This is a genomic window from Marinobacter sp. KM021 (genome assembly GCF_050707965.1).
Taxonomy (GTDB): Bacteria; Pseudomonadota; Gammaproteobacteria; order Pseudomonadales; family Oleiphilaceae; genus Marinobacter; species Marinobacter shengliensis.
Map to the genome: position 1 here is coordinate 2,569,218 of NZ_CP136129.1, position 26,733 is coordinate 2,595,950.

The 26,733-nt window shown below is 59.1% G+C and carries 26 protein-coding genes; 10 read left to right on the forward strand and 16 right to left on the reverse strand.

Going from position 1 to position 26,733, the window contains the following annotated elements; genetic code table 11:
- Nucleotides 1–115: 115 nt before the first annotated feature.
- Nucleotides 116–1,384, reverse strand: coding sequence for an MFS transporter (locus RVM24_RS12080; RefSeq protein ID WP_431474062.1), 1,269 nt, complete (start codon nucleotides 1,382–1,384; stop codon nucleotides 116–118).
- Nucleotides 1,385–1,567: 183 nt separating this feature from the next.
- On the opposite strand from RVM24_RS12080, the gene RVM24_RS12085 reads away from it, so the two are divergent.
- The 5 genes from RVM24_RS12085 (at nucleotide 1,568) to RVM24_RS12105 (ending at nucleotide 5,299) form a co-directional block, all read left to right on the forward strand.
- Nucleotides 1,568–3,424 carry a histidine kinase gene (locus tag RVM24_RS12085; protein WP_431474063.1) on the forward strand — a complete coding sequence of 619 codons (1,857 nt, stop codon included), beginning with the start codon at nucleotides 1,568–1,570 and terminating at the stop codon, nucleotides 3,422–3,424.
- A 29-nt stretch (nucleotides 3,425–3,453) separates the two neighbouring features.
- A complete protein-coding gene (gene narL, locus RVM24_RS12090) occupies nucleotides 3,454–4,113 on the forward strand; it encodes a two-component system response regulator NarL (RefSeq protein ID WP_431474064.1) in 660 nt (219 codons plus the stop codon).
- 69 nt (nucleotides 4,114–4,182) lie between these two features.
- Nucleotides 4,183–4,683 carry a ubiquinone anaerobic biosynthesis accessory factor UbiT gene (ubiT, locus tag RVM24_RS12095; protein ID WP_431474065.1) on the forward strand — a complete coding sequence of 167 codons (501 nt, stop codon included), beginning with the start codon at nucleotides 4,183–4,185 and terminating at the stop codon, nucleotides 4,681–4,683.
- 71 nt (nucleotides 4,684–4,754) lie between these two features.
- Nucleotides 4,755–5,000: a type II toxin-antitoxin system CcdA family antitoxin gene (locus RVM24_RS12100; RefSeq protein WP_431474066.1), complete on the forward strand. Its 246-nt coding sequence runs from the start codon at nucleotides 4,755–4,757 to the stop codon at nucleotides 4,998–5,000.
- Nucleotides 5,000–5,299: a CcdB family protein gene (locus RVM24_RS12105; protein WP_431474067.1), complete on the forward strand. Its 300-nt coding sequence runs from the start codon at nucleotides 5,000–5,002 to the stop codon at nucleotides 5,297–5,299. The genes RVM24_RS12100 and RVM24_RS12105 overlap by 1 nt, the downstream gene beginning before the upstream one ends.
- A gap of 58 nt (nucleotides 5,300–5,357) precedes the next feature.
- Here RVM24_RS12105 and RVM24_RS12110 read toward each other — a convergent pair whose 3' ends face one another.
- Nucleotides 5,358–6,251 (reverse strand): U32 family peptidase, encoded by an 894-nt coding sequence (locus RVM24_RS12110; RefSeq protein ID WP_431474068.1) that lies wholly within the window; start codon nucleotides 6,249–6,251, stop codon nucleotides 5,358–5,360.
- Nucleotides 6,252–6,264: 13 nt separating this feature from the next.
- Entirely contained in the window at nucleotides 6,265–7,260 is a 996-nt protein-coding gene (ubiU, locus tag RVM24_RS12115) for a ubiquinone anaerobic biosynthesis protein UbiU (protein ID WP_431474069.1), read from the reverse strand.
- Nucleotides 7,261–7,543: 283 nt separating this feature from the next.
- Here ubiU and RVM24_RS12120 point away from each other — a divergent pair, with 283 nt between their 5' ends.
- Nucleotides 7,544–9,565, forward strand: a complete 2,022-nt coding sequence (locus RVM24_RS12120; RefSeq protein WP_431474070.1) for a methyl-accepting chemotaxis protein — start codon at nucleotides 7,544–7,546, stop codon at nucleotides 9,563–9,565.
- Between the two features lie 69 nt (nucleotides 9,566–9,634).
- Here RVM24_RS12120 and hemN read toward each other — a convergent pair whose 3' ends face one another.
- Nucleotides 9,635–11,044 (reverse strand): oxygen-independent coproporphyrinogen III oxidase, encoded by a 1,410-nt coding sequence (hemN, locus tag RVM24_RS12125; RefSeq protein WP_431474071.1) that lies wholly within the window; start codon nucleotides 11,042–11,044, stop codon nucleotides 9,635–9,637.
- A 183-nt stretch (nucleotides 11,045–11,227) separates the two neighbouring features.
- On the opposite strand from hemN, the gene RVM24_RS12130 reads away from it, so the two are divergent.
- On the forward strand, nucleotides 11,228–12,760 hold the full coding sequence (locus tag RVM24_RS12130; RefSeq protein WP_431474072.1) for a cryptochrome/photolyase family protein: 1,533 nt from the start codon (nucleotides 11,228–11,230) through the stop codon (nucleotides 12,758–12,760).
- Nucleotides 12,761–12,855: 95 nt separating this feature from the next.
- Nucleotides 12,856–14,151 (forward strand): transporter substrate-binding domain-containing protein, encoded by a 1,296-nt coding sequence (locus RVM24_RS12135; RefSeq protein WP_230713866.1) that lies wholly within the window; start codon nucleotides 12,856–12,858, stop codon nucleotides 14,149–14,151.
- A gap of 5 nt (nucleotides 14,152–14,156) precedes the next feature.
- Here RVM24_RS12135 and RVM24_RS12140 read toward each other — a convergent pair whose 3' ends face one another.
- Nucleotides 14,157–15,845 (reverse strand): HAD family hydrolase, encoded by a 1,689-nt coding sequence (locus RVM24_RS12140; protein WP_230713868.1) that lies wholly within the window; start codon nucleotides 15,843–15,845, stop codon nucleotides 14,157–14,159.
- 69 nt (nucleotides 15,846–15,914) lie between these two features.
- On the opposite strand from RVM24_RS12140, the gene RVM24_RS12145 reads away from it, so the two are divergent.
- Together RVM24_RS12145 and RVM24_RS12150 are read left to right on the forward strand one after the other, a co-directional pair.
- Nucleotides 15,915–16,058, forward strand: coding sequence for a DUF2256 domain-containing protein (locus tag RVM24_RS12145; RefSeq protein ID WP_072676429.1), 144 nt, complete (start codon nucleotides 15,915–15,917; stop codon nucleotides 16,056–16,058).
- Nucleotides 16,055–17,575 carry an FAD-binding domain-containing protein gene (locus RVM24_RS12150; protein ID WP_431474073.1) on the forward strand — a complete coding sequence of 507 codons (1,521 nt, stop codon included), beginning with the start codon at nucleotides 16,055–16,057 and terminating at the stop codon, nucleotides 17,573–17,575. Before RVM24_RS12145 ends, RVM24_RS12150 begins: the two co-directional genes overlap by 4 nt.
- On the opposite strand, the gene RVM24_RS12155 is transcribed toward RVM24_RS12150, so the two are convergent.
- The 11 genes from RVM24_RS12155 to RVM24_RS12205 all read right to left on the reverse strand — a co-directional run bounded on the left by RVM24_RS12155 (nucleotide 17,558) and on the right by RVM24_RS12205 (nucleotide 26,718).
- Complete coding sequence (locus RVM24_RS12155) at nucleotides 17,558–19,036, reverse strand: complex I subunit 5 family protein (RefSeq protein WP_431474074.1); 1,479 nt, start codon at nucleotides 19,034–19,036, stop codon at nucleotides 17,558–17,560. The two genes, RVM24_RS12150 and RVM24_RS12155, sit on opposite strands and share 18 nt — an antisense overlap.
- Nucleotides 19,036–20,532 (reverse strand): complex I subunit 5 family protein, encoded by a 1,497-nt coding sequence (locus tag RVM24_RS12160; protein WP_374787715.1) that lies wholly within the window; start codon nucleotides 20,530–20,532, stop codon nucleotides 19,036–19,038. Before RVM24_RS12160 ends, RVM24_RS12155 begins: the two co-directional genes overlap by 1 nt.
- Nucleotides 20,529–21,995, reverse strand: a complete 1,467-nt coding sequence (locus RVM24_RS12165) for a complex I subunit 5 family protein (protein ID WP_197463868.1) — start codon at nucleotides 21,993–21,995, stop codon at nucleotides 20,529–20,531. The genes RVM24_RS12160 and RVM24_RS12165 overlap by 4 nt, the downstream gene beginning before the upstream one ends.
- Entirely contained in the window at nucleotides 21,992–22,342 is a 351-nt protein-coding gene (locus tag RVM24_RS12170; protein WP_082780619.1) for a cation:proton antiporter subunit C, read from the reverse strand. The genes RVM24_RS12165 and RVM24_RS12170 overlap by 4 nt, the downstream gene beginning before the upstream one ends.
- Nucleotides 22,339–23,040 carry an MnhB domain-containing protein gene (locus tag RVM24_RS12175; protein ID WP_061333238.1) on the reverse strand — a complete coding sequence of 234 codons (702 nt, stop codon included), beginning with the start codon at nucleotides 23,038–23,040 and terminating at the stop codon, nucleotides 22,339–22,341. The genes RVM24_RS12170 and RVM24_RS12175 overlap by 4 nt, the downstream gene beginning before the upstream one ends.
- Entirely contained in the window at nucleotides 23,037–23,321 is a 285-nt protein-coding gene (locus RVM24_RS12180) for a Na(+)/H(+) antiporter subunit B (protein ID WP_072676423.1), read from the reverse strand. Before RVM24_RS12180 ends, RVM24_RS12175 begins: the two co-directional genes overlap by 4 nt.
- Entirely contained in the window at nucleotides 23,314–23,634 is a 321-nt protein-coding gene (locus tag RVM24_RS12185; RefSeq protein WP_227510249.1) for a cation:proton antiporter, read from the reverse strand. Before RVM24_RS12185 ends, RVM24_RS12180 begins: the two co-directional genes overlap by 8 nt.
- On the reverse strand, nucleotides 23,627–23,917 hold the full coding sequence (locus RVM24_RS12190) for a monovalent cation/H+ antiporter complex subunit F (RefSeq protein WP_061333239.1): 291 nt from the start codon (nucleotides 23,915–23,917) through the stop codon (nucleotides 23,627–23,629). The genes RVM24_RS12185 and RVM24_RS12190 overlap by 8 nt, the downstream gene beginning before the upstream one ends.
- Entirely contained in the window at nucleotides 23,914–24,429 is a 516-nt protein-coding gene (locus tag RVM24_RS12195) for a Na+/H+ antiporter subunit E (RefSeq protein ID WP_061333240.1), read from the reverse strand. Before RVM24_RS12195 ends, RVM24_RS12190 begins: the two co-directional genes overlap by 4 nt.
- A 139-nt stretch (nucleotides 24,430–24,568) precedes the next feature.
- The gene (locus RVM24_RS12200; protein WP_230713880.1) at nucleotides 24,569–25,402 is read right to left on the reverse strand and encodes a cytochrome b5-like heme/steroid binding domain-containing protein; all 834 of its coding nucleotides are present in this window, start codon (nucleotides 25,400–25,402) and stop codon (nucleotides 24,569–24,571) included.
- On the reverse strand, nucleotides 25,399–26,718 hold the full coding sequence (locus tag RVM24_RS12205) for a ferredoxin reductase family protein (RefSeq protein WP_374787717.1): 1,320 nt from the start codon (nucleotides 26,716–26,718) through the stop codon (nucleotides 25,399–25,401). Before RVM24_RS12205 ends, RVM24_RS12200 begins: the two co-directional genes overlap by 4 nt.
- Nucleotides 26,719–26,733: the final 15 nt, after the last annotated feature.

Genomic DNA, 26,733 nt, shown 5'->3' on the forward strand with positions numbered 1-26,733 from the left:
CTCTCCGTCTGCCGGATCGTTGCTCCGATTTGAGACCATTGTGTGTGAGAAAAACCGCGAAATCTGCGTGGTTACTACCACATAACCCGGCTGTACCACCGAGGTGGTAGCAGGGCTATATCCCTGGGTGGAGAAGGGTTCTTCGCTCCTCACGACGGGTGTCGCGAGCGAACATCAGAAGGCTGCTGCTGAGCAACAGGAAGAGAATCATGAACACCGCTGTTCGAACACCCAGCCACTGGTTAACCGCGCCAAACAGGACCGGTAGAACAAACGCAACGGAACAGGCAGAAACCAGCAGAAAGCCTGCGAACAAGGCGGCCTCGGCACGATTGGCCAGTATCACCATTCGTTGCAGGCTCCCCATGGCACTCCCCATGGCGACACCCAGCACCACAATCAAACTACCTTCAATCATCAGAGGCAGGGCAAATTCCACAGTGATGATCTCATCTACCCCCCTGACAAATAACGTCATTGGCGGGTAAGACAACACAGCCAGCGCCACCAGGCACAACACCAGTGACCGCGTGGCCACCCTGGCACTGCCAAACCGGTCAGCCAGGCCACCACCCAGAATCTGCGCAAGGGCACCGGGAATAACGAACCACTGAGCCTGGCGTGCGCCCGCGTCCAGGGACAAGCCAAACTGTGCCGACAGGAAATCCGGCAACCAGAGCGCCAAGGCAAAGAAGCTTCCGGCCACCACACCAAAGTAGGCAGTGAGCGGGAGCGAGCGACCACGTCTGAGTATTCGAACCACCTGCCCGACAGACCAGGGCCTGTCCGCACCGGATTCCCTGGATTCCGGATCGGTCAACATCACCAGAAGGGCAATCACCAGCAGCAATACAATCAGGTAGGCCAGGGGCACTCCCTGCCAGGAAAACGCATCGTGAAACAACGGTACCAGGTAATAGCTGAAGCCAGCCCCAGTGACTCCCGCACCAAAAACGCCAAGAACCAGCCCCAACCGTTTCGGCTTGCAGTGACTAACCACAAACTGCAGGCCGGCACTGTAGAATCCACCGGCCAGCCCCAGCCCGCCGGCAACCAGCAGGTAACCATAGAAACTTTCGACTAGCAGGAGTAACCCCATACACAGTGCCAACCCTGCCAGGCAGGCGAGCATCACGGCGCGGGCACCGTAACGCTGGGCGGCCAACCCGGCCGGAATTGCCAATACAGCACTGACGGCCATGGGCGCGGCCAGCAATATGCCGAACTGAAGACTGCTCAAGGCAAGATCGGCCCTGAGGTGCACTCCCGCCACGGCAAACAGCGTCCAGCATCCTGCCGCAACAACAAAGCCTGTCACTGCCAGCGGCAGAATCACCACCAGCGATGCCAGCTTGTCATCGTCCTGCTCCAGTCGGGTTTGCATCCTGTCACCTCGAATTAACCAACCTTTAGTGTCGGCTTTTGCTCTCCAAAGGGTCAAAGGCTATGATGGAGGACTATCCATTGGGGTAATTGACTATCCTCAAGGAGGTATCGGAACCGCAGTTCCTCGGTCATAATCTGGCCTGGAAAGGCACCTTTCGAACTCCCTAACAGACAACAACCCATGACATCCAGAAGTCCGCTAGTAAACCGACTCGCTGTGGTGATCGGCGCCATTGTGCTGACCGCTATCGTCAGCATGTCTACAACCCTGGCGGTTTCCAACAGCATTGAAGGCAATGCCACGGCCATCAACCTGGCCGGGGCGCTGCGGATGGGCGCCTTCCAGTTAATTGCCCGTTCTGCCACCGAAGATTACGAAAATGGACGGGCTACCTCAGGCGCACGCATCAATGATTATGAGCGCCGCCTTGAGGACACCGCCATCCTTCGCTCGGTTCCCGGCGCAGACGACCATCCTCTGGCACGACAGTACCGTCAGATGCTGGCGGCATGGCAGGACGAACTCAAACCTGCCCTTGAGCAACATGAAGTAGGCACACCCATCACCCCGGCTATGGTTCAGGCTGTGGAGGACTACATCCAGGAAGTTGACCGCCTGGTGACTATGCTGGAACAGCGCACAGAAGCACGTGTTGATCTGCTGCACCTGATTCAGATCATCAGCATGGTGTTCTCGGTGCTGATCGTGATCGCCCTGTTCTACGACCTGAAAAACCGGATCCTTCGCCCCCTGCGAAAACTCGTGGCCATCGCCGGCGCCGTTGGCGAGAAAGATTTCTCCCGGAAAGCCGACCTGAAAGGTGCAGACGAGCTGGCACAACTGGGCCAGGCCTTCGACCAGATGACCAGCGAACTGGCCCTGACCTACTACGAACTGGAAGCCAAGGCCCGGCAGAAAACTGAAGAGCTGGAAGTCAGCCACCAGGCCCTGCAGGTGATGCATTCGGCCAGCAGAGACCTGTTTGCCAACCATGATCTGTGTAACGGTGCCATTCCCATGCTGCAGGAACTGGAACTGCTGCTGGGCATTGGCCCTATCCGCCTGTTCCTGCACGACAAGGAATCCGCAGAGCCTGTCGAGGCTATTACCACAGCCACGGACAAACGGCCGTTCTACTGTCGCGACCATCACTGCAATGCCTGCCTGGTGACCCCCGAGGTCTACGATGAAATGCCATTGGAGAACAACGACGGTCGCCGTTTATTACTGCCCATCCGCACCCCCGGCCAGTTACTTGGCACCCTGGAGGTGTGGTACCCGGCAGCCAAAGGGTTGTCCGCCACCTCTCGCCGGCTGCTGGAGACTCTGACCGACCAGCTGGCAACGGCCATTTTCCTGGAACGGCAAATAACCGAGGAGCAGCAACTGACCCTGGCCGAAGAACGCACGGTGATCGCCCGGGAGCTGCACGATTCACTGGCCCAGTCGTTGTCTTACCTCAAGATGCAGGTAACCCGGCTGCGCAGGCTCAATATCACGGGCGACCAGAAACCCGTTCACGATGACATTCTGGATGAGCTCAGTACCGGCCTGAACAGCGCCTACCGCCAACTACGAGAGCTACTGGCCACGTTCCGCCTGAAACTGGACACACCAGACCTGGCCACGGCCTTGCGCAAGACCATCGACGAGTTTTCCGAGAGACTGGGCCACCCGGTGGAGTTTGTATACAACCTGCCCCCGCAGACGCTGTCGCCAAACGAGGAAATCCATACCCTGCAGATTATCCGCGAAGGTCTGGCAAATGCCGTCAAGCATGCCGACGCCACGGTCATTTCCGTTAAGGTGCTGTTCGAGTCTCCGCAGGTTCGGGCAAGTATTCGCGACAACGGCAAGGGCCTGCCTGGAGGCGACCAGCCGGTTAACCATTACGGCCTGGTGATCATGCAGGACCGCGCCCGGACACTCGGAGGCAAGGTAAAGGTGGACAACCGGGACGAAGGCGGAGTGGAAGTAACATTAACATTCGTACCCAAAAGCCGTAACCTGATTCCTACCGAATCTTCACCGGCCTGACCCAAACACCAACATCAACGAGAGAAACCATGGCTGAGACACCCGCAAGCATACTGCTGATTGACGACCATCCCCTGCTGCGACAGGGCATCAAGCAGTTGATCGGCATGGAAGACGACATGGAAGTGATCGGCGAGGCAAGCAACGCCGCCGACGGCATCAAGCTGGCCCTGGAAACCGAGCCGGATTTGATCCTGATGGACCTGAACATGCCGGAGATGGACGGCATTGAAGCTCTCAAACACCTGCGGGACCAGAACATCAGCTCGCGTATTGTCATGTTTACCGTGTCTGACCAGGAAGACGACGTGGTTGCCGCCCTGCGTGCCGGCGCCGATGGCTACCTGCTGAAAGACATGGAGCCAGAAGATATGATCGCCCAGTTACACCAGGCGGCTGTTGGCAAAATGGTCATCAGTGACCGGCTAACAACGTTGCTGGCCGAGGCCCTGCGTTCCAACAAACCGCAGCAGTCATCCCGGCCGGACTTCGACAGCCTGACGCCGCGGGAAAAAGACATTTTGCGCCTGATCGCCGAGGGCCTCTCCAACAAGATGATCGGCCGCAAGCTGGACATCAGCGACGGCACGGTAAAAGTGCACGTAAAACACCTGCTCAAGAAACTCAACCTGCGCTCGCGGGTTGAAGTGGCCGTTTGGGCGGTGGAAGAAGGTCTCCACAAGGGCTGAGTTAAATCAAGTCGCCGCTGGCGGCCTTTTGATACTCTGGGCGGGTTGTCGTCCTGCCCGGAGTTGAACATGGCCTTTTCGCTACCGCCCATCGCGTCTTTGCACAGCCCGTTACTGGAGCAATCCATCGCGGTACTGAAAGAATACCTGCCCTCCCCGACACCGCTGCTGGACACCATCGACCGCAACGTCCCCGTCAGCTTAAAACAACTGGTTGCCGAAGCCCCGCTGAACCGGCTGTTTGCAGAAGCGCTGGCTGAGGGCGAATTCGATGATTTTGAAGGCCGCACAATTCGGCTGGAGGTCAATGGAGGTCAACCAGGCATTACCATCGGTTTCTGGGCCGGCCGGCTTCGCGTTGTGGAAGGCCCAGGCGAAGCGACCATTCGGGGGTCCCTGGCAGCTTTCAAGACTCTGGCAGAGCGCCGGCAAGACCCGGACCAGCTGTTTTTCCAGCGGCGCCTGGTGATTGAAGGGGACACCGAGCTGGGGCTGGCTTTGAAGAATCTTCTGGATAGTCTGGAGTGGAATTTGTCTCCGCGCCGCCTACTGTTTCTCGAATCAGTCTGAGTCAGCGGGCTATTGACGTGCAATTAACATGCGCATAAAATTGGCGCATTGATCTGTGCAAGGACTGAACCATGCAATCTGCCCAAGCTACCAAATCCATACGAAAGCCAACGAACCTATCGCTAGATAGCGCCCTACTCAAAGAGGCGAAAGCTCTGGGAATCAATGTTTCACGATCAGCAGAAGCAGGGATCGCGGAGGCTGTGAAGCTTCATAAACAGCAGAAGTGGTTGAAAGAAAATGCCACAGCCCTCGCAAGCTCTAATGCATACGTTGAAGCTAACGGCTTGCCCCTTGCACAGCACCGGCAGTTCTGATGGCCCGTTTCGATATCTTTGAAAATAAGGATGGAGCTGGCTATCTGCTGGATGTTCAGTCAGATCTTCTCAGTGGCTTGAACACCCGAATTGTTGTGCCACTGTTGCCCAAATCCTCGGCACCTTCTCCTGCCCAGAGGCTGAATCCTGTATTTAACATTGAGGGCCAGGAGGTCGTCATGGCGACTCAGTATATGGCTGCTGTGCCTGAAGGCGAATTGCGTTTTGGCGCTGGCAGCCTTGCAGGGCAACAAGATGAAATTTCTGCGGCGTTGGACATGCTGTTTTTAGGGTTTTGAGACAGGAACTTCATGTTTTCAGTGGTTACAGGCCGTCATAAGGCCACACCGGCACACATCACGAAACAACCAAATCCATCCCCGGCTTGCCATACCAATACCCATTACACGGCGGCGCTTCCACCAGCTGCAGCGGGTCGGTGGCTGGCACTTCCCCCCGGCGTACCTGGTCAAAGCGTTTGACCACCTCATCCATGCCCTGATGCTCCGGGCTCAGGCGCACGGTGCTTACCCCCATTCGTTCCATATCCGGCAGCTCCCGCATCAGGTCATAGCGGGAGCCAGACAGGGTGGAGATGCCGTTCAGACGGAACAACTCCTGGCTTTCCCGGGAGCGCAGCTCCATGCCATCCGGATGCTCCAGGCAACGGAACTCGCAGTTGTCTTTGGGCAGGTTGTAATGGCGGGCGGTGAAGCAACGGGACGACCAGGCCAGCGGCAGGAAGCCCCAGGAGAATACCTCGGCGGGCAGATCCAGGCCTTCGGCCTTCAACTCCCTGATCAGCTGTTCCAGGGTTTCCTTACCAAGCTCCACCGGCAGGTTCCAGCCTTGCAGTCCCTGTCTGGCCAGGATTTTCAGGGTGGCGGTGTTGTAGATGTTCATGGAGGGGCCGGTCACAAACGGAATGTTGTTGCGGATGGCCACCTGCAGGGCGCTCTGGTCGTTTGCCTCCACACGGAATTCATCCTGTTCGCAGAACCGGCGCAGGCGGCGCAGGTCGGCTTCGGATTCGATCAGCGTGAGGGTAGAAAGCACCACGTTCTTGCCGCAGGCTTTCAGGTCGCGGGCCAGGTCAAGCCAGTCATCCGGCTTCAGTTCCCGGCGACGGGAACAGACCACCTCGCCAAGATAAATGGTCTCTACCGGCCATTCAGCGGCCTTGGCGTAGAAGTCGAACACGGACTGCTTGGACCAGAACCACAGAATCGGGCCAAGGGATAGTTTCATCATAATCAGCTGAACCTTATTTCCACTTGCGGTGATAGGCGCCAATGGTGGTCAGGCCACCCTCGGACAACCCGGCCAGCGTCTGATTCCACTGGTTCTCTACGGAAAACACGCCCGGTGTTGCTTCCAGCCGATCCAGCGCCTGGCGCCAGGTGCGGGCCACGTCGGCAATGTAGGCAGGGCTGCGTTGGCGCCCTTCTATCTTCACCGCGCTGATGCCCAGCTCTTTGAGCTCAGGCAGCAGGTCCAGGGTATTGAGGCTGACCGGCTCTTCAATGGCGTGATAGACACTGCCTTCCACCTCGAAGCGGCCCTTGCACAGGGTCGGGTAACCGGCAGACTCGCCCTGGCCATAACGGTCGATCAAGACATCGTTCAGGCGGGATTCGAGACCTTGCGGGGTTTCCTGCCAGCGCACAGCTTTGGCGGGCGAGCAGGCGCCTCGTGTGTTGGGAGACTCATCGGTGAGATAGGAAGACAGATAACAACGGCCCTCCGCCATGATGCACAGACTGCCGAAAGCGAACACTTCCAGCTCCACCGGGCTGTGTTTGGCCACGCCCCTCACCTGGTCAATGGAAAGCACCCGTGGCAGAACCGCGCGGCGGATATCGAAGTTGTCTTTATAAAAAGAGAGAGCTTCGTGGCTGGTAGCCGAGCCCTGTACCGACAAATGGCGAGGGGTGTCCGGATATTTGTTGGCGGCGTATTCCAGCAGGCCCATATCGGCCAGGATGATGGCGTCCACACCCAGGTTCGCGGCGCGGTCGACTGCTCCCTTCCATTGCTCCCAGCCATCGGGCTGCGGATAGGTGTTGATGGCACAGAATACCCGGCTGCCGTTGGAGTGGGCGTATTCAATGCCCTCCCCTGCGCGCTTTTCGTTAAAGTTCAGGCCAGCAAACTGGCGGGCATTGGTGCTGTCGCGAAAGCCGAAGTACACCGCATCGGCGCCGTTATCGACGGCGGTTTTCAGTGCGGGAAGGCTACCGGCGGGGCAGACAAGTTCCATGGTTTTCTCCGCTGAAAGACGTGCCGGCACCATACCCGCCAGGCCACTAAGGCACCTTGACCTTTGTCAGCGGAGCGGGCGATAACCGCCTTCTACCCCAAAAGCAGTACTCTACGCAGTTGCCCGTACAGGACCATTTTTTCTAACCAGGCCATACAGATAGCATTACTTTACAGGCACTTACAAAGCCCAACCTACCCCATCAGCTACCCCGATTCGTGAATACCCTCGGCTGCTACACTTGCCCACAATGGACGAATTAATTCAGTGAAGGGGGCCTTCCATGTCATTCCTTAATAACCTCTCCATGCGGGGCAAGCTCATTACCCTGGTGCTTCCGGCCCTGCTGGTCATCGTTTTCTTTGCCGCTTTCAGCATCAGCCGTAACGCGGATGAGCTGGGCAACATGCGCCAGTTGCAGGCCATGGTGAACCTGGCGGAGCTGGGTGATCCTTTGATTGAGTCCTTGCAGAAGGAACGCGGCCGCTCAGCCGTTTTGCTGTCGAGCGCGACAGGTTCCAGCGGCGAGCAACAGGCAAAGCGCGACCTGGATGCCCAGCGCCAGGATACAGACCGAAGCCTGCGAACCTATCGCGACGGGCTCCGAGCCCTGGTGTCTGACACCGAATTTGATGGCGTGATCCAATCCAGCATTGACCGCCTTGAACAACAGCTGTCCGGCCTTGGCAGGCTTCGCCAGGGCATCGACAACCGCAACATCAATAGTGCCGACTCTGCCAGCCAGTACACCACGATGATTATGGAACTGCTTGACCGGGTTCCCCTGCTGGTACGCCGCTCAACGAACGCCGACCTGAGCCGCCAGATCAACGGATATTTCACTCTGGCTGAGGCTGTAGAAATGGCCGGGCGGGAGCGCGCCAATGGCGCTGCACTGATTCGATCCGGAGACTTTGACCTGCCAACACTCGGGCGGGTATCCGGCATGAGCGGTCAGCAGGATGCTTACCTGAACGCTGCCATCAGCATGCTACCGAGCGATTCAGACCTTCGCAGAGACATCACTCAGCTGGCAAACCTGCCGGTAAGCCGGGAGTTCCAGGCTCAGCGTGAAACCCTGCTCAGCAGCCCGTCTGGCATGTATGCCCTGGACCCCGGCGAGTGGTTCACCGCAGCAACCAGGCGAATTGAAGCTATCAACCGTATCCGCAGCCAGATGCTGGCCCAAGTGGAAGCCGCGGCTACCGAAGCGGTAGGTGAAGCCCGCAAGGCACTTATTGGCGCCTCTACGGTTGCAGGCGGTGCCATCATTATCGTGGTCTTGCTGATGCTGGTGATCATCCACGCCATTCATAACCAGGTCGCCGCGTTGTTGTCAGGCGTTCGCTACGCCATGGACAACAAGGATCTGACCCAGCATATCCCGGTGTCCAGCCAGGACGAAACCGGCACTATTGCCAAGGCCGTCAACGAACTTTTCGGCCGGTTCAGCGAAGCCCTGATGCAGATTGATAAGGCCAGCGTGCAACTGGCCACGGCCACCGAGGAAACCAGCTCCACCGCTGGCCAGAACTCCGGCCAGATCAAGAACCAGCAACAGCAGATTGAGCAGGTTGCTGCCGCAACCGAGGAAATGTCTGCCACCTCGGAGGAAATCTCCCAAAACACCCAACAGGTTGCGGACGCTTCCAACAGTGCCATGGAGAAGAGCCGGACCGGTGAGCAGGTACTGCACTCAAGCGTTAAGCAAATCCGCACCCTGGCGCAATCGGTTCAGGAAGTGAATCAGGTGATCGAAGAACTGGAGGAACGCAGCGGCACCATCAGTGAAGTGGTGGATGTCATACGTAAAGTGGCGGACCAGACCAACCTTCTGGCTCTGAATGCTGCCATCGAGGCGGCACGGGCTGGCGAGCACGGTCGCGGCTTTGCAGTGGTGGCCGATGAGGTACGGACCCTGGCCCAACAAACTCATGAATCGACTACCCAGATTGAAGACATCATTAACGGTTTCAAAAACATTACCGACAGCGCCAGCCGATCCATTGTTGCCAGCCACAAGCTTGCCAACCAGACCAGCGAACAGGCCTCTGAAATGGAGAAAACCTTCGCTGACATCCTGACCGATGTGAACAGCATCTCCGACATGGCCACCCAGATTGCCACTGCGTCGGAACAGCAGGTTGCTGTAACACGGGAGCTGGCCAGCAGCATGGAATCGGTCAGCGAAGCGGCCATTCTGACCCTGACCGGATCACAGGAGATCAATCAGGTGACCCAGGAGCAGGCCAGGCTTGCCCGAAAACTGCAGGATCTGGCCAACGAGTTCAAAGTGGCCAGTTAAGTCTCCAGTTAAAACCAACAAGGGCTGCCATTTGGCAGCCCTTGTTGGTTCTGTTTACAGCAACCCCGGTCAGATAATCCGGGAGAACCGCTGGCTGGCGCCTTCCTTGCGGTAAAGGTCAAAGATCTGGCAAATCGCCCGGATCAGCAAGCGGCCTGCCGGCTGCACCTGCAGCACGCCACCATCATCACCAATCAGTTCGTCCTGAATCATCGGCTTCAGGCGATTCAGTTCATCCGCGAAGTACCGATCAAAGTCTTCGCTCCATTTATCTGCAAACAGTTTGCGATCCAGGCGGAACTGGCAGATCAACTGGCCGATCACCCAGCGGCGAATCCGGTCATCCCGGCTCAGGCCAACGCCACGAACGATCGCCAACTGCCCCGCATCAATGGAGGCTTCCCAGGACGGCAAGTCATGGTTGTTCTGGAAATAGGCGTCGTCAGTCTGGCCGATGGCAGACACACCCAGCGATACCAGGTCGCAATCGGAATGGGTGGTGTAGCCCTGAAAATTCCGGTGCAGCCGGCCTTCGCGCTGGGCCACCGCCAGGCTGTCGTCCGGCTTGGCGAAGTGGTCCATGCCGATGTATTCGTAACCGGCTCCCAGCAGGCGGTTGATGGTGTTGTGCAGAATGGTCAGCTTCTGCTGCGGGCTTGGCAGGGTATCGGCCTGTATCCGGGTTTGCGGGTAGAACCGATCCGGCAGGTGCGCGTAGCTGAACACGGAGAGCCTGTCCGGGGACATTTCGATCACCGATTCCAGGGTTTGTGCAAAGCTTTCCGGGGTCTGGTACGGCAGGCCGTAGATCAGATCCAGGTTAATGGAACGGAAGCCAATGCGACGAGCCTCGTTCAATGCCGCCTCGGTCATGTCCCTGGGCTGAATACGGTTAACCGCCTTTTGCACTTCCGGGTTTACATCCTGAACGCCAAGGCTGATGCGATTGAAACCCAGCTCCCACAGGGTCGACAGGGTATCCTGGTCCACCTCCCGTGGGTCAATCTCGACACTGTAATCCCGCTCATCGCCAGACTGCAGGTTAAACAGTTCAGCGTAACCGGCCATCAGGTGCTGCATCACATCCCTGGGCAGGAACGTCGGCGTGCCGCCGCCCCAATGCAACTGTTGCACCGGGCGATCAGCCCCGAACAGTTTTGACTGGATAGCGGCTTCTTTCAGCACACGCTCCACGTAAGGCATGGCCTTATCGCGCTTTTTGGTGATCACCTTGTTGCAGGCACAGTAGTAGCAAAGGTGCGCGCAGAACGGCAGGTGCGTGTATAAAGAGATAGGGCCACCAGACGCCTTGCTGCGGCCGGCGGCCTTCACCATGTCTTCGATGCCATACTTCTGGGTAAACTCGACCGCCGTGGGATAGGACGTATAGCGGGGACCACTGAGGTCGTAGCGGCGTATCAGTGCCTCATCCCAGATGAAGGCGGGCAGGTTGTTTTCTGCAGCGTTGTTGGAAGCCATAGTTAAAACTCTGTCGTCAGAAAAGGTCGGCAAGCCGGAAAGCGCCCATTATGCCCTATCGGCCCCGAGCATCAGTTGATGCGTATCATCTGGAGTCTATCAGCATAGGCACTGAACCACCCTTGCGCCCATGGCGTATTCAGCCTACCCCTTTGGGATAATGCCAACACCGGAGCCGATGCCATGGCCAACCTGATTCTGATTCTCGGCGACCAGCTGAGCCACCAGCTTTCTGCACTCGAAGACGCAGATAAAGACAACGATCGGGTGGTGATGGCGGAAGTTCACGACGAGGCCAGCTACACCAATCACCACAAGAAAAAGCTGGTGTATATCTTCAGCGCCATGCGCCACTTCGCCGGGGAACTGAAGCAGCAAGGCTGGCAAGTGCATTACCAGCGCTACCATCCGGATAACCCGGAAAAATCCCTGGAAGCGGTCATTTCAAAGCTCGCCGCAGAGCACAAGCCCGAGAGACTGATCACCACCGAGTGCGGTGAATGGCGGCTGCACTCGCAGATCAGCCAGTGGCACGAACACCTGGGTATTCCAGTGGAGATTCGGCCAGACACCCGCTTTGCGTGCCGCAAACAGGAGTTCGCCGACTGGGCCAAGGGTCGCAAACAACTGCGCATGGAATTCTTCTACCGGGAAATGCGCAAGAAAACCGGCCTGCTGATGACGCCTGAAGGCAAACCGGAGGGCGGCCAGTGGAATTTCGATTCCGACAATCGGAAGAAATGGTCCGGCAAACCGCCCGCGCCGGCACCGTTTCGCGTGGAGCCAGATTCGGTTACCCGAGAGGTAATCCAGGTGGTAGAGGAGTACTTTCCCGACCATTTCGGCACCTCAGAGGACTTCCATTTTGCCGTCACGGCGGACCAGGCCCAGGCAGCTCTGGAACACTTTATCGACTTCGCCCTGCCCTGTTTCGGTGACTATCAGGATGCGCTGTCCGACCACGAAGACTGGTTGTTCCATTCCATCCTGTCCCCCTATCTGAACACCGGATTACTGGACCCGACGGACGTTTGCCAGGCGGTGGCACAAGCGTGGTATTCCGGGCGGGCGCCACTGAACGCGGTAGAGGGGTTTATCCGCCAGATCATCGGCTGGCGCGAGTTTGTTCGCGGCATTTACTGGCTTCTGATGCCGGGTTACGCCAAAGAGAACCGGCTGAACAACCAGCGCAGCCTGCCCTGGTTCTACTGGACCGGTGAAACCAAAATGCGCTGTATGCACAAAGCCATTGATGCCACCGCCAGAAACGCCTACGCCCATCACATCCAGCGCCTGATGGTGACCGGCAACTTCGCCCTGCTGGCCGGCATACATCCGGAGGACATCTGTGACTGGTACCTGGCAGTCTACATCGATGCCTTCGACTGGGTAGAACTGCCTAATACACTGGGCATGGTGATGCACGCCGATGGCGGCTATCTGGGCTCCAAACCCTACGCCGCCAGTGGCAAATACATCCAGCGCATGTCGGACCACTGCCAGAACTGCCATTACCGGGTGCAGGATGCCACCGGGGAGAGGGCCTGCCCGTTCAACGCCCTGTACTGGCATTTTATCGACCGCCATCGGGATGACTTTGCCAACAATCCGCGCATGGCCATGATGTATCGGAACTGGGATAAACAGCCAGATGAGCGGCGCCGTGCCATTCTCAGCCGCGGGGAGTGGCTGCTTGCCAACCTGGAGCATCTGTAATCTGACTCAGCTAAACGGCTAAGGGATAATCGGCCGATTGGCTGCTATGCTGTAACATCAGTAAATTGTCAGCAACAAGGACGCTGGAGAGCGGCATGTCTATTAGGCCCCTGACAACAGCACTTTTTCTCGCCTTGATCCCCCTGGGCGTTTTTGCTGATCATGAAACCTTCAGCCTGTATACCTTTGATTCCCCACCCTATCAGCAGGCAAGCGCGTCACCCGGGGGCCAGGAAGTTACCGGCGAAACCGTCGATACCGTCCGATGCGCTATGGTGCATGCCGGCGCCCAGGTGCATGTTCGCTTGATGCCCCAGAATCGCGCCCGCTTTGCTCTCCAACGCCATCTGGTTGACGGCTACTTCGCCGTGGACCCATCACAGGAGCTGGATGAAGCAGCCGTGATCAGTCACCCGGTGGCGCTGGAAAAATGGTACTGGTTTTACCTTGGCACACGCCCTGACCCAGCAACCGCAAAAATAGGCGTTGTCAGCGGCAGCAACGAAGAGGTCTGGCTTAAACAAAATGGCTTTGAGCCCTTTGTCACTGTGAGCTCCACAGAACAGCTGCCCGCCTTGCTTAAACGCCAACGGATTGACATAGCACTAATGGACCAGCGGGTGATGGAGATTCTACAAACCGAAACCCCGGCACTCGGCCAAACCTTGAGCCGGGAGTTCCTCCGCTACGCGCCGCTGCATTTGTATCTGAACCCCAGATTCGTCAGTCAGCATCCGGGATTTCTGGCCCGCTTCAACCAGCAGCTGCCAGAGTGCATGGACCAGCACACACTCTTATCTGACGACGAGTATCAACACATCGCTGTGCAAGCGCGCAGGTTGATCGCCTCGCTCGGTCAGCGTATTAACCTGGCCCAGGCCATTCACCAGGGACCGAGGTTTGACACCTTCACGGAAATTCTGACTCAAGACACCCTCTGGCAGGCGCTGGCACCGGAGCAGGAAACGCCCTTGGCCTCCGAGATTCAGGCTTTGCCCGCCTCACAGGCATTGAAGCAGTGGAAAGTTGAGCAAGACGGGCTGGTCACGGAACTTCTGTTAACGGACAACCGAGGCGCTCTGGTTGCCATGAGCCAGCTGTCCTCCGATTACTGGCAAGGCGACGAACCGAAGTATCAGGAAATAGCTGAAGAAACGGAACATGGCGTGAAGCGGAAATCCGATTTGTGGATATCACCCATTCGCTACGATGCGTCTACCCGCCAGTTCCAGATTACGGTCAGCGTACCCATTCCTCTGCAGGAACCGAACAATGGCCTCGAGGGCATTCTGGCCATTGGCCTCGCCATCGAGAAGGCCTTGCACAACTACGAGCGACTGGCGCGGGCACGCTGGGAGACAATCCCCTTTGAGTTACCCGCAGAGGAGTAACACCCTCAGGCCGGACCCACCTCGCACGCCAGCACCAGCGCCCAGAACTCGGAAAAGTCATTCACCACCACGTCCGGTTTGTCCGGGTGTTTGTGAGTGCCCGGAAAAATCCGGTTCAGCCAGGGCAAGTCCCACTGGGCACCGTTGAAGAACACCGACGTCATACCTGCCCGCTTCGCGGCAATCACATCGGTAGTAGAATCTCCCACGTACCACACACTCGGGTCCGGCGGGTAATCCAGTTTCTGCACCGCCAGCAGCAGCTGGTCCGGATGCGGTTTTCTGAGCGGGGTATCATCGCCGCAAACATCCACATCGAACAGGTGGGTCCAACCGGTGTCTTCCACGGCGGCCAGCTCGTGTTCAAAGAACTCCCTATCCCGGTTGGTGATCACGCCCACCTGCATACCCAGTCGTCGCAGCCCCTCCAATACTTCCCGGACTTTCGGCTCGAAGGCCTTCACCGTGCCGTAGTGATTTCGGTAGTGATGGTTAAACGCCTTGTGGGCAACCTGCTTGGCTTGCTGATCGTCCCCAAACAGCACCTCGAAAATATCGGTGCGGGAGATTTTCCGGTCTGCCTTTACTTTCGGATGCAGTTTGGCGAATTCACGAACGTAAGCCACCAGGCGGGCATCTTCCGGAGTTTTACTGTCTTCCGGCGCCACCATACGGCTCATCAGCCCCAGAGTATGGAAATCCGGCAGCATATCGTCCACCGCGTGGTACATGGCATCCAGGGTGTCCACCAGGGTGGCATGCCAGTCGAACAACACCACCGCCGGGCGAATCAGCTTCACCAACGCCGGGTGCCAGTCCGGCTCAATGCGTGGCTCTGGCCGCTCGGGTGGCGGGAAGGGCTTCGGGCGCACTTCCGCAGGGCTGGCGGCGAACGCCTCAGGCTGTTCCCGCTCCAGCAACGCCAGCAAATCCATCAGGTCTTCAAAACTGTCGAGCACCGCCGCCGGTGCATCCCGGGAGGTAAACCAGCTCGAAATCCGGTCCGGCTCCCAGCAGGCACCGTTATAGAACACGCCGGACACACCGGCACTGTGGGCGGTGAGCATATCCACGTAGCTATCGCCCACATACCAGGCCCGGGCATCGGCCCGCAGCCCCAGCTTCTCCAGGGTTTTGAGAATCACCTGCGGGTCGGGCTTGTATTCGGTCACATCATCCGCGCATACCGTTGCATCGAACAGATGATGCCATCGGCCCTCATCCACCGTTTGAAGTTCCTTGTCCAGAAACTCCCGGTTGCGGTTGGTCGATACCGCCAGCTTGATGCCCATGGCTTTCAGCGCGCACAGGTACTCATAGGCGCCGGGCTGAAAGGGTTTCACCTGGCCAAAATATTTCCGGTAAGCGTTGTTGTAGGCTTTGTGGGCAACCAGCTTGGCCGCTTTGTTATCACCGAAGATGGCGTTGAAGATGTCGGTTCTGGACACCCGCCGCTCCGCAAGAATCCTCGGATGCAGGCGCCGGAAGATACGGATGTAACGCACCAGCCGGGCATCGTCCTGCGTGCGGCATTGCTCCTCAGGCAGCAACTTTTCCACCAGCCCCAGATCTTCCAGCTGCGGCAACATGTCTTCCATGGCGCTGAACATGGCATCGTGGGTGTCTACCAAAGTGCCGTGCCAGTCAAAGATCAGAACCGAGGGGGGTTGAATGCCTTCGTTCAGTGTGGTCATAACAAAACCTTCGCCGTTTCAGTCACGTATATCTGCCCACATTCATTCAGTTAAAACCAAAAGTCGCGAATGCACAAAAAACCACACTTGCCCGAGAAAACCTGCCCGGTGTGCCAGCGCCCTTTCAACTGGCGCAAGAAATGGGCAAAAGACTGGGACCAGGTTCGCTATTGCAGCGAACGGTGCCGCCGTAACCGGAGCCCGCAGCCATGACCACCGTGGTCTGGTTCAAACGGGATTTGCGCACCCGCGATCACGCCCCATTGGTGGCTGCCGCCAATCTGGGGGAGCCGGTTATTGCACTGTACGTGATTGAAGACGACTACTGGCAGCAACCGGATACCAGCGGGCGGCAATGGTGTTTTATCCAGGATTCCCTGGATGACCTCGATAAGCAGCTGCGCAAAGCGGGCAACCAACTGGTGGTCCTGCGAGGGTCCGTCATCGCAGCCCTGAGAGAGCTCAAGGCAAGCCATGCCATTGAGCGTGTGTTTTGCCATCAGGAAACCGGCGGGCAATGGACCTTCGAGCGCGACAAAGCGGTTATCCAGTGGTGCTCCGACAACCAGATAGAGTTCAGGGAGTGGAACCAGTTCGGGGTGGTACGCCGGCTCAAAGACCGGGACATATGGGACAAAGCCTGGACAGAACTGATGCGGCAGCCCGTACTTGAGGCACCTGGCTCCGTGCCGTTTGCCGGCGCCATCCAAGGTGTAGCCTGGCGCGGTATCGAACCCGGCACCACCGCAGCAGACCGGTGCCCGGATCGACAAACCGGCGGCAGCATTCGCGGCGAAGCGTTACTGGCGTCGTTTCTGGAGCGCCGCTGCGTGGGTTACCAGTACAATATTTCCAGCCCCAATACCGCCGTGCGCGCCTGCTCCCGGCTGAGCCCTCATATCGCCTATGGCACGGTCAGCCTCCGAGAAATTTACCAACAGGCCAAGGCTGCCGGCCATCACCGTAATACCCTGCCCCGGAAACAGAAAAGCCTGACCAGCTTTCGCTCGCGGTTGCACTGGCATTGTCATTTTATCCAGAAACTCGAAGACGAACCGGAGCTGGAATTCCGCGCCATGCACCGGGAACTGGAGGGCATGAAAACCGGGCCGAACGATTCCGAACGGCTGCAGCGCTGGCAGCAAGGGCAAACCGGTTGGCCTCTGGTGGATGCCTGCATGCGCAGCCTGCAACACACCGGCTGGCTCAATTTCCGAATGCGGGCGATGCTGATGGCGGTGGCCAGCTATCAACTGTGGCTACACTGGCGTGATCCTGCCCTGCACCTCGCGCGACTGTTTACCGATTTCGAGCCGGGCATTCACTATTCCCAGACCCAGATGCAATCCGGCCTGACCGGTATCAACGCCCTGCGTATCTACAATCCGGTTTTGCAAAGCAAGAAGCTGGACCCGAACGGCGAGTTTATCCGCCGCTGGATTCCGGAGCTGGCCGGGGTTCCCGAAGAAATGATCCATACCCCTTGGTTAATGACACCCGCCCAGAAAGCGAAGTTCGGCGGCAACACTTACATTGCGCCGGTGTGCGATCACGAACAGGCGGCTCGGGCTGCGCGCAAGGCGGTGGGCGACTTCCGGAAACAACACGTCAGCCGGGAAGAGACTGGCCGCGTGCTGCACCGCCACGGCAGCCGCAAGGGGTCGCATCAAACACGGCCGAAATCGGCAAGCCAGCCGCCGCCGGACAACCAGCTATCTCTGTTTGACTGAACGCCAGGCCAGCGCCGCGATAGCCGTCGCCGCCAGAATGGGCCAGAACAGGCTCCAGGCCTCATAAACCATGGTGGCTAGCCAGGCTTTATCCGGCACGGCCCCGGGCCAGGGCAACCACCAGAACAGTACCAGGCTGCCAGCCGTGGCCAGGCCCCAGCCCAGATACATAAACGCAGGATTGCTGCCACCACTGGCAGCTGCCCGCTGCACCCACAAAAAACGCCATACCAGTAGCATGGTGGCCACAGCACCCGCGCTCATCAGCATGGGCAGGTAGGGCGCCATCGCAAACTCGAAGTTGCCCGGCTTGAGCAGGTCCTTCATGGCCAGCTTGCTGGCAGCGCCACTGGTAAACGGCAGCCCCGCAAGGGACAGCCCCGGCAATGCGATCAACAGCCACAACAGCCATTGACCAGCCCGTCCCGCCGGCAACGCCATGGCAGTAGAGAGGAACAAGCTACCTTTGGCCAGGCCATGATGCAGCACGTACAGCGCCATCACCGCAAACAGCGGGCCCGCATACTCGGTATTGGCCAGCGCTGCGCCCACCATCAGTGTCATCAGGCCCATCTGGCTAATGCTGGAATAGGCCAACACGGTTTTCGGGCGCCGCTGGCGCACACCCAGCACAGCACCACCCAGGGAACCGACAGCGCCCAGGATCACCAGCGCATTGCCCCAATCCGGCAAAGACACCTCACCAAACGGCAAAGTGACCAGCCAACCCAACAGGCCGGCTTTGATCATGGCGCCACTGAGCACCGCACTGGCTGGCGTCGGCGCGACCGGGTGCGCCAGGGGCAACCAGAAATGCAGCAGTGGCAGGCCCGCCTTCACCCCGAATCCCGCCAACAACAGGAACATGATCAACCAGCGCCGGTCGGCCTCCGCCACGGCGGCAGGCAGATCGGCCAACAAGCCACTACCGGCCTGTTGTGCGGCCATCAGAAGGCCCGACAGAATGGCCATTTCACCCACCACCGCCATGGCCAGGTAGACGCGCCCCGCGTGGTTGGCCTCTCCCGTTCCCTCGTGCACCACCAGGCCATAACCGGCAAAGGTCATCAGGGCGAAGAAGCTATAGAAGCTGGCAATATCCTGGGCCATCACCAGCCCCAGATTCCCGGCCAGGGTGAGCGCCCAGAACACACAGAAACGCCGCAGGTAATGTACCTTCAGATAGCCGACGGCGAAGACACCGGCCACCAGCCAAAGCGTTGCCGTCAGAACCAGGAATACCTGGCGCAGTTCATCCAGCCCCCACAGGCCGCCTAACAGCAACCCCGGCAGTTCAAGGGACGCACCAGGCCCCAATATCAGGCCTGCCAACAAGGCGGGCAAGGGCAACACGGGCAAACAGTAACGATAAGCCTGCTGCCAATCGGGTCGCAGCGCCAGTAACAATGAGGCCAGCGGCAGGATAATCGCCAACAACAGCAAGAGGTTTGACGCAAACATCACAGCGCCACCTCCCTTGCCACAATCAACTCAGCCCAACTCAGGGGGCTGAACGGCAGGTTGGCGATCAGCCCGGCTACCAGCATAAGAGCGGCAGTAATTAACGGCGGCCATAGCAGCCAGGCGCTGGTTTCAAGGCGTCCCCAACGGCGCTCGTGGGGCCACGGCTCGCACTGTTCGGCAAACCAGAGCCGGTGCAGTATCGGGAGAAAATACGCCGCATTGAGCAGGCTGCTGATCACCAACACCGCTACTACCCAATCCATACCGACCGCGAGTGCACCGCTGCCCATGGTCCATTTGGTAATAAACCCCGCCAACGGTGGGGCACCAATCATGCCAAAGGCGCCCAGGGTAAACGCCACCGAAGTGCCCGGCATGCGTTTGCCTGCGCCGTCCAGTTCATCGATGCGGTGCACTCCGAGAGTTTCAGCGTAATTCCCGGCGCAGAAAAACAGGGTGATTTTCATGATGCCCTGATGCACCAGATGCACCAGGCCACCGGCCACGCCCACGGGCCCGAACAGGCACAACCCCAGCACGATGTAAGACACCTGGCTGACCGTTGAAAACGCCAGCCGACGTTTCAGGTCAACCTGGTACAAGGCACGGGTGGAGCCATAGATAATGGTGAAGGCTGCCACGACCGAAAGCCCGGCCAGCAGCCCCATGTCTTTGGCCGCTTCCAACCCGTAGATCTCAAAGACCACGCGGATAATGCCAAAGGCACCAGCTTTCACCACCGCCACGGCATGCAACAGGGCACTGACCGGTGCCGGCGCTACCATTGCCTGGGGCAGCCAGCCGTGGAATGGTACCAGGGCTGCTTTTACCCCCAGTCCGACAATCATTAGCACGAAAATGATCGTCAGAGGCCCCTGCATGGATGGGTCAACCTCTGAGAAGTAGCCCCCTTCCTGGAACCTGAGATCCCCCACCAGGCCGTGCAGCCAGGCAATGGCAAACAGCAAAACCGCGCCACCGGTCAGGGTGTAGATAATGTAGTTACGCCCGGCCCTCAGCGCTTTGGTCGTGCCGCGGTGGACCACCAGCGGATAGGTGGAGAGGGTAAGCATTTCGTAGAACAGAAAGAAGGTGAACAGGTTGCCCGCCAGGGCAATACCCATGGTACTGGCGACACACAGGCTGAAGAACCCGAAAAACCGGCTCCGGTTCGGGGAATCCTCAAGATAGCCCACAGCATAGATGGTGGTCAGCAACCACAGCAGGGCAGACAACCCGGCAAACAACATCGACAGCGCATCAGCCCGCAGCACGAATTCCACACCAGGTACCATGGTGAACGCGGCCTCGTACTCGCGCCCCTGGGCCACACCCCAGATCATCAACCCAACCAGGGCAATCTTCAGAATGGCGGCTGCCAGGTTAATGATGGTTCTCAGACGATGCCCTTTCTCCGGCAGAGCGAACAGAACCACCGACGCCAGCAACGAAGTCATCAGCGCAAAAACCGGCATTAATACACTCAGGGTCATCGGCTGCCCCCCTCAAACGGCAAGGACATCACCGACAACACCGGCTCCGCCACCAGGCCAAGGCCAAGCGACAGCAACGCAAGAATCATCGGTATCACCTCCAGGCTCCTGGACGGGTGATAGAACTGGTCCGTGTCTGTCGCTTCAATGAACGACGCCCGGTAAACCCGGAAGACATAGGCGGCAGAAAGCAAACCACCCGCCAGCAGAACCCCCAGCCACCACCATTGGCCACTGGCCAGGCTGGCCTGGAGGAGCAACCACTTCGCAGCAAAGCCCCCGGTAGGCGGCAGCCCCATCAACGACACCCCGGCCAGCCCGAAAGAAAACAGCGAGAACGGCAGGAACCGGCTGACACCCGCCAAGGCATCCACCCGGTTGCTGCCTACCGACATGATCAGATTGCCGGCGGCCAGGAACATCGCGGCCTTGGCCAGGGCATGGCTGACCACCTGCAGGGTAATGCCCTGTTGCGCCTGCTGGGATATGGCGTCGGTGACGCCCCAGGTGAGTGGGAACAGCAAAAACAGATAGCCAATCTGCGCCACGGAGGAATAGGCAACCACCTGTTTCAGTTTGGCCTGCCGGAACGCCAGCCAGCTACCCCAGATAACCGCCAAACTACCCAACACGCCTATCAACTGAGCCAGGGCATAGCCACCCAGGTCGCCTCCCAGTTCCAGCCAAAGCCTGGCGGCAATGTAGAACGAGGCTTTGACCACTAACGCAGACAACAGCGCACTGACCGGCGACTTGGCGATGCCATGGGCCGGCGGCAACCAGCCATGCATCGGGAACAGCGCGGTTTTCAGGGCCAGGCCCAGCAGCATCAGAATCAGCGGGAAGGTCAGGCCCGACTGAACATCACCGCTATTCATCAGCTCGGTCACGCCTGCCAGCGACAGCGTGCCAAACTGGCCGTAAATCAGGGCCACACCAAGCAGGTACGCCAGGGAACCCAGCAAAGCCGCCATCAGGTAGCGAATGGCAGCCCTGAGTGCGTCCGCCTGGCCGCCCAACGCCACCAGCCCCACGGCGGCAAGGCTGATCAGCTCCAGCCCCACATACAGATTGAACAGATCGCCGCCCAGCCAGACCGCATTCAGCCCGGCCCACAGAAACCAGAACAGCGGCCAGAAATACCGGTGCCACGGCTTGCCAGGGTCCAGGTAGATGCTCGCGTGCCAGCCGCAAGCGGCCGCGACCAGGGCCGTCAGCAACACAAAGGTTACCGCCAGGCCATCCACCCGCAGCTCAATGCCCAGGGGCGCCTGCCAACCGCCAAGCAGGTAAAGAAACCCGCCGTCGCTGGCCACGGCGGCCCACAAGCCCAGAGACACCAACACCTGCACCAGGATTCCAAGCCAGGTCACCACCCGGCCTTTGCTGAAATCCAGCAACAGGGTCAGCACCGCCCAGGCCAGGGGTGTGAACAACAATCCCGCCATTAACCACAAGGTCATTCGGGAGCACCCTCCCGGTTCACAGCCCGAGCCTTGGGCCTGGCATTTTCCCGGGCCGGCTCAGCCAGCGTAGTCTGGCCTGACAAATGGTAGTACCGGCGGATTAACACCACAGCCAGTGCCGTCGCTGCAATAGCCACCACAATGCCCGTGAGCACCAGGGCCTGGGGCACAGGATCTGGCTGACCATTGCGCTGGGCCAGGCCCACCATGATCAGGAATACGCCGGAACCGATCAGGTTGAACGCCATCAACTTGCGCAGCAGGTGCTGCAGGCGCAAAAACCCGAACAGGCCAATACCACATAAGGCAACGCCAGCGAATGCATACAACAGGGCCGAGGTCATCCGCGCTCACCTTCTTCCGGCTCTTCAGCGCCGTTAACCGGTGCCGACACAAACAGAGCCAGCAATACCATCGCAATGGAGAACGTAAGCACGGTTTCGATGACCAGAATCAAGGGTTTGTTAAAGGCTTCCGGGTACGCCAGGAACGCATCGCCGGCCAGGGCACTGGCCACCGCCACCAGAAGGAATACGGAAAAGCCCAGGGCCAGCCCCAAACGCAACAACACGCCGGGGCGCAGAAACTCCATGGGGATCCCGCCAAGGCGCATCATCACGCCCGATGCCGCCAACACGGCTCCGGCCTGGAACGCTCCCCCGGGGCGGTCGGAACCCGCCCACAACAGGTAGCCGGCAAGTACCAGCATCAGCGGCACAAACCAGCGCTGCAGGGCATACAACAAGGGATCTGAAGTGCGCAGGAGAGGATCTTCCAGGGACGTCGTTTTCGCCATGGAGATACCCGCAATCCCGGCGATGACCAACACGCCGATCTCAAGCAGCGTGTCGTAACTGCGAAAGTTCAACAGCACAGCGGTGATCGGATGCTCTACCCCACTGGCCTCCAGGTTCTCCACCAGCAGTCCGGGCAGGTCGACCGGCGCCTGGGTACCAGAAATGTGCCAGACCGTGATCATCAAGGCACCGGCAAAGGCCAGACACACGGCGGCGAGGACGGTAACGCCAAAAAAACGCATCATCCCGACGCCCCACCCTGGTCATTGCCTTCACCACCGCAACGCCGGTTATAGCCCAAATGCCTGGCCGCATCCAGCAGCAACACGCCGGTCAGGCCGGCACCGATGGCGGCTTCTGCCAGGGCAATGTCCGGCGCCTGAAGGCGAACCCAGGCCAGCGCCATCAGCAGGCCAAAGGCGATAAACATCACCACCGCCCGAAACAGGTTTGCAGACCACAACACCCCGATCGCGGTCGACAACAGCGCCAGCACCAAGATGGAGTCCACCAGCCAGTCAATCATCAGCTGCCTCCTGAACCGCGGAATGCTTCGGGCGCACATGAACGGCGCGGGCGATCAGGTGCGCAGACGTTGCGCTGGCAGCCAGAGCTGCGGCCCAGATCAATACCATTTTTACGCCACCCGCCAGCGACGGCGCCAGTGGCAAAAGCGCCAGTATAATAAAGCCCAACCCGAGGTTGTCCACCTTGGTCAGGGCATGGATACGGGTCAGGGTGTCGGAGAATCGGAACAGGCCGAGGGTGCCCACAGCAAAAAACAGACAACCGAGAACCAACAACACCACCTGAACCGCAAACATGGCTGAATCAATCATGGCGGCCTCCGTCATCACCCAAGGGCTGTTCGATGCGCACCACCCGGGTCACAAACGCCACGATCGCGAGTACCGACAACACCGCCAGTGTCAGCGCCACATCCATCAGTGCGGGCATGGATTGGGCGTAGGACAGCACCAGTAACAGGGCCACACCGGTTGTGCCGAACAGTTGCGACGCCAACATCCGGTCCGCCGGGGCCGGCCCCCTCCAGATGCGGATCAGGGCAATCAACAGGGTCAGCAACAGGAAGGCCGCAACGGCATTGAGTATCAGGGTCACCGTACCGTCCTCCCGATGTCGTTCAGGGAGAGTCCGAAAACCCGCGCCACCTGCCGCTCAGTCTCCCGCACGTCCTGCTCTACTGGCTCTCGGGTATCCAGGCAGTGCAGGGTCAATTGATCGCCCTCAAGCAAAGCGCTCAGGGTACCGGGCATAAGGGACAGGGTGTTGGCCAGCAGCCAGCGAGGGCTGCCCTCGGGCAAGTAAAGGGTCAGGGTGATTTCACCCGGGTGAACCGGCAAGGCGGGTGACAGCAAGCGCCGCGCGACATCCAGCCCGGCCACCACCGAGCGGGTGAGAAAGTAACCGAGAAACGACAGCAGCCCAAGGGGCTGGAGGCGATAGCCGGATGGGGGAAACAGGCGTACCGACAGCCAGGCCACGAGGGCGGTCACCCCCAGGCCAAAACCCAGGGCAGACGTTTCACCGAGCGTTAGCGCCCACCAAACCACCAATAACGCAGCGCCACGAAGCAACAAACTGAGGGCGGGTAACGATGGCGCTGACTGCATAGGGTCTCCTGTCCCGGGGTTCAACAGGGTCTTGGTTCGCTAACTCCCTGTTAAAGTTCCCAAAAGCCTAACACAGTCTGCCCGCCGGCCGGAAAACAAGCCCCGCAGGCAGCGCAGTCACCTGCCCACTACTACCGGCTTACCAGCTGTAGACGCCCCGGTTCAGACCATCGCGAAAAGCACTGATCACCTTGGCTCCACGAAGCGTTGCGCCGGTGTAGCCGTCAATATCATCCACCACCTTCTCTGGCTCATACAACCGGAAAATTGCCTCCATCGGCTCGCCCTCCAGGCGCTCCGTGATCTGCTGATACTGACGCAAAACCGGGTAAAGCTCGGCGGAACTGTCCATCTTCAAATAGTCTTCATCCCGATAGAACAGGTGCCGGTAGGACATTCCCTTAATTCGCCCGCCTTCAAGCCGGAACTGCAGGCTTACCTGAATCAACCCACGGTCGATGAAGTTGCCCCGGTAGGTGCCATCCAGATAATTACCCGGCGCCAAACCCAGCAGCATTCGCCCAAGGCGGTCATCGCCAGTGGCGGGCTGTGTAGCCGAATCTGCGGTTTCAACCGGTGCTGGTGCCGGGGCGCCGCCTTCAAGCACACCTATCCGATAATCCTCCAGCCGGGCAGCGGCCCGAGGGCTGTGGGGCCGGCCGTTGCCCTTATCGAGCCAGGCCGACGTTGCCTCTTTGCCGCACCAGCGGGTGAAGACCTCTTCCTCGGTGGGGTGATTCGGCAGGTACTCGGTGAGGTCGTACACCACACCGTTAATCACCTTCCAACAGCTGCCGGCATGATTGTGTTCCGCCACATCATCGAGCCGGAAAACCGACTCACCATCGGCATTCTCAGCGGTACCACCTGCTGTGGGTTCGGGGTTGCCCTGAACCAGGTTAACCACCACCAATGTCAGAACCACGCTGACAAAGGCAACAAATCCTGTATAGGCAATTCGGTTGCTGGTCATAGGAAATCAAACGCCTCCGTGTGAATGCGATGGGCAGGCACGCCTTCGTGCCTGAGCAGGGTTTGCAGGTGATTGATCATGCCCGGCGGCCCGCACAGGTAGATGTCCCGTTCGGCGAAATCCGGGCAGCGCTCGGCCAGATAATCCCGGGTGATCACGCCGTGTTCGTTCATGTAGTGCGTGTGAACCTCAAAGCCATCACAGGCCTCGGCAATGCGGACCAGCTCGTCCAGGTAATAGGCTCGTTCCGGCCGGTTGGCCAGGTAGAACAAACAGGCATCTGGCCCCTGAGCCACAGTGTTCCCGACCCTGTCCCGGGCGCCAGCAACAAACGGCGTAATGCCGATACCGCCGGCCAACCACAGTTGCTTGCGCGGCTCACCTGGCAGGCCAGTACCCTTCTGCGCCAAAGCCGCATTCTCAAAAAAGGTCCCGTAAGGGCCTTCGATTCGCACCTCTGCCCCCGGCTTGATGTCCAGCAACGCCCGAGTGGCATCGCCGACCGCTTTAATGCCGATTTTTAGTTCATCATCCCCGGAGCCCGAGGCGATGGTGTAAGGGTGTTCTTCCCCATAACCGGCCAACAGCGAGCGGTCCATCGGTGTCAGATACACAAACTGACCAGCCCGCCAGCGAATCCCCTTGCCCTTCGGGCGCAGGCGAAGCTCCACCACATCCCGGGCAAGTTTGTCGATGCCGTCTACCACATAGGGTTTCCTGGCCAGACGGGGTGACAATAACTTACGCCAGGCGATGGCCGCCAAAGCCAGGGCCGAGAGCAACCACCAGACCCAGGCTGTAGCTGAAAGCATCAGGGTATGCACCAACGCCAACACCAGTGCCGGCGCAGACAGCAGATGCAGGCGTTTCCAGTTTTGATAGTGCAGAGTGCCAATGAATCCCAGCGTGGGCGCGATGAAAACCAACATGGTGAGGAAGGCGGCCCAGCCAACCCAGACCTCCCAATGACTCAGGGGCGGGAACAGCGTGGCAACGCTGGCGCCAACAGACGCCGGCAAGATGGCCAACGCCAACAACAACACATGAGCCATCACCAGCATAAAGGCCGAGAACCCCAGCCAGCGGTGAATGGTCCATAGCCGCACCAAGCCACCAAACCAGGGATCTGTACCGGGAATACGGGCCGACAACATACCTGCCAGCAGAAACGCTGACAGGGCAAACACCCCGGCTAGCTCCGCCAGCGAATACAGCCAGCCCTGACTGCCCCAGGGCAACGCCGAAGCAACAACAACGACAGGCAGTAAAAAGAGCCCCAGCAACAACAGATCGCCAGGGTATTTTCTAAGGGTCATAAACGCTCCATGTCA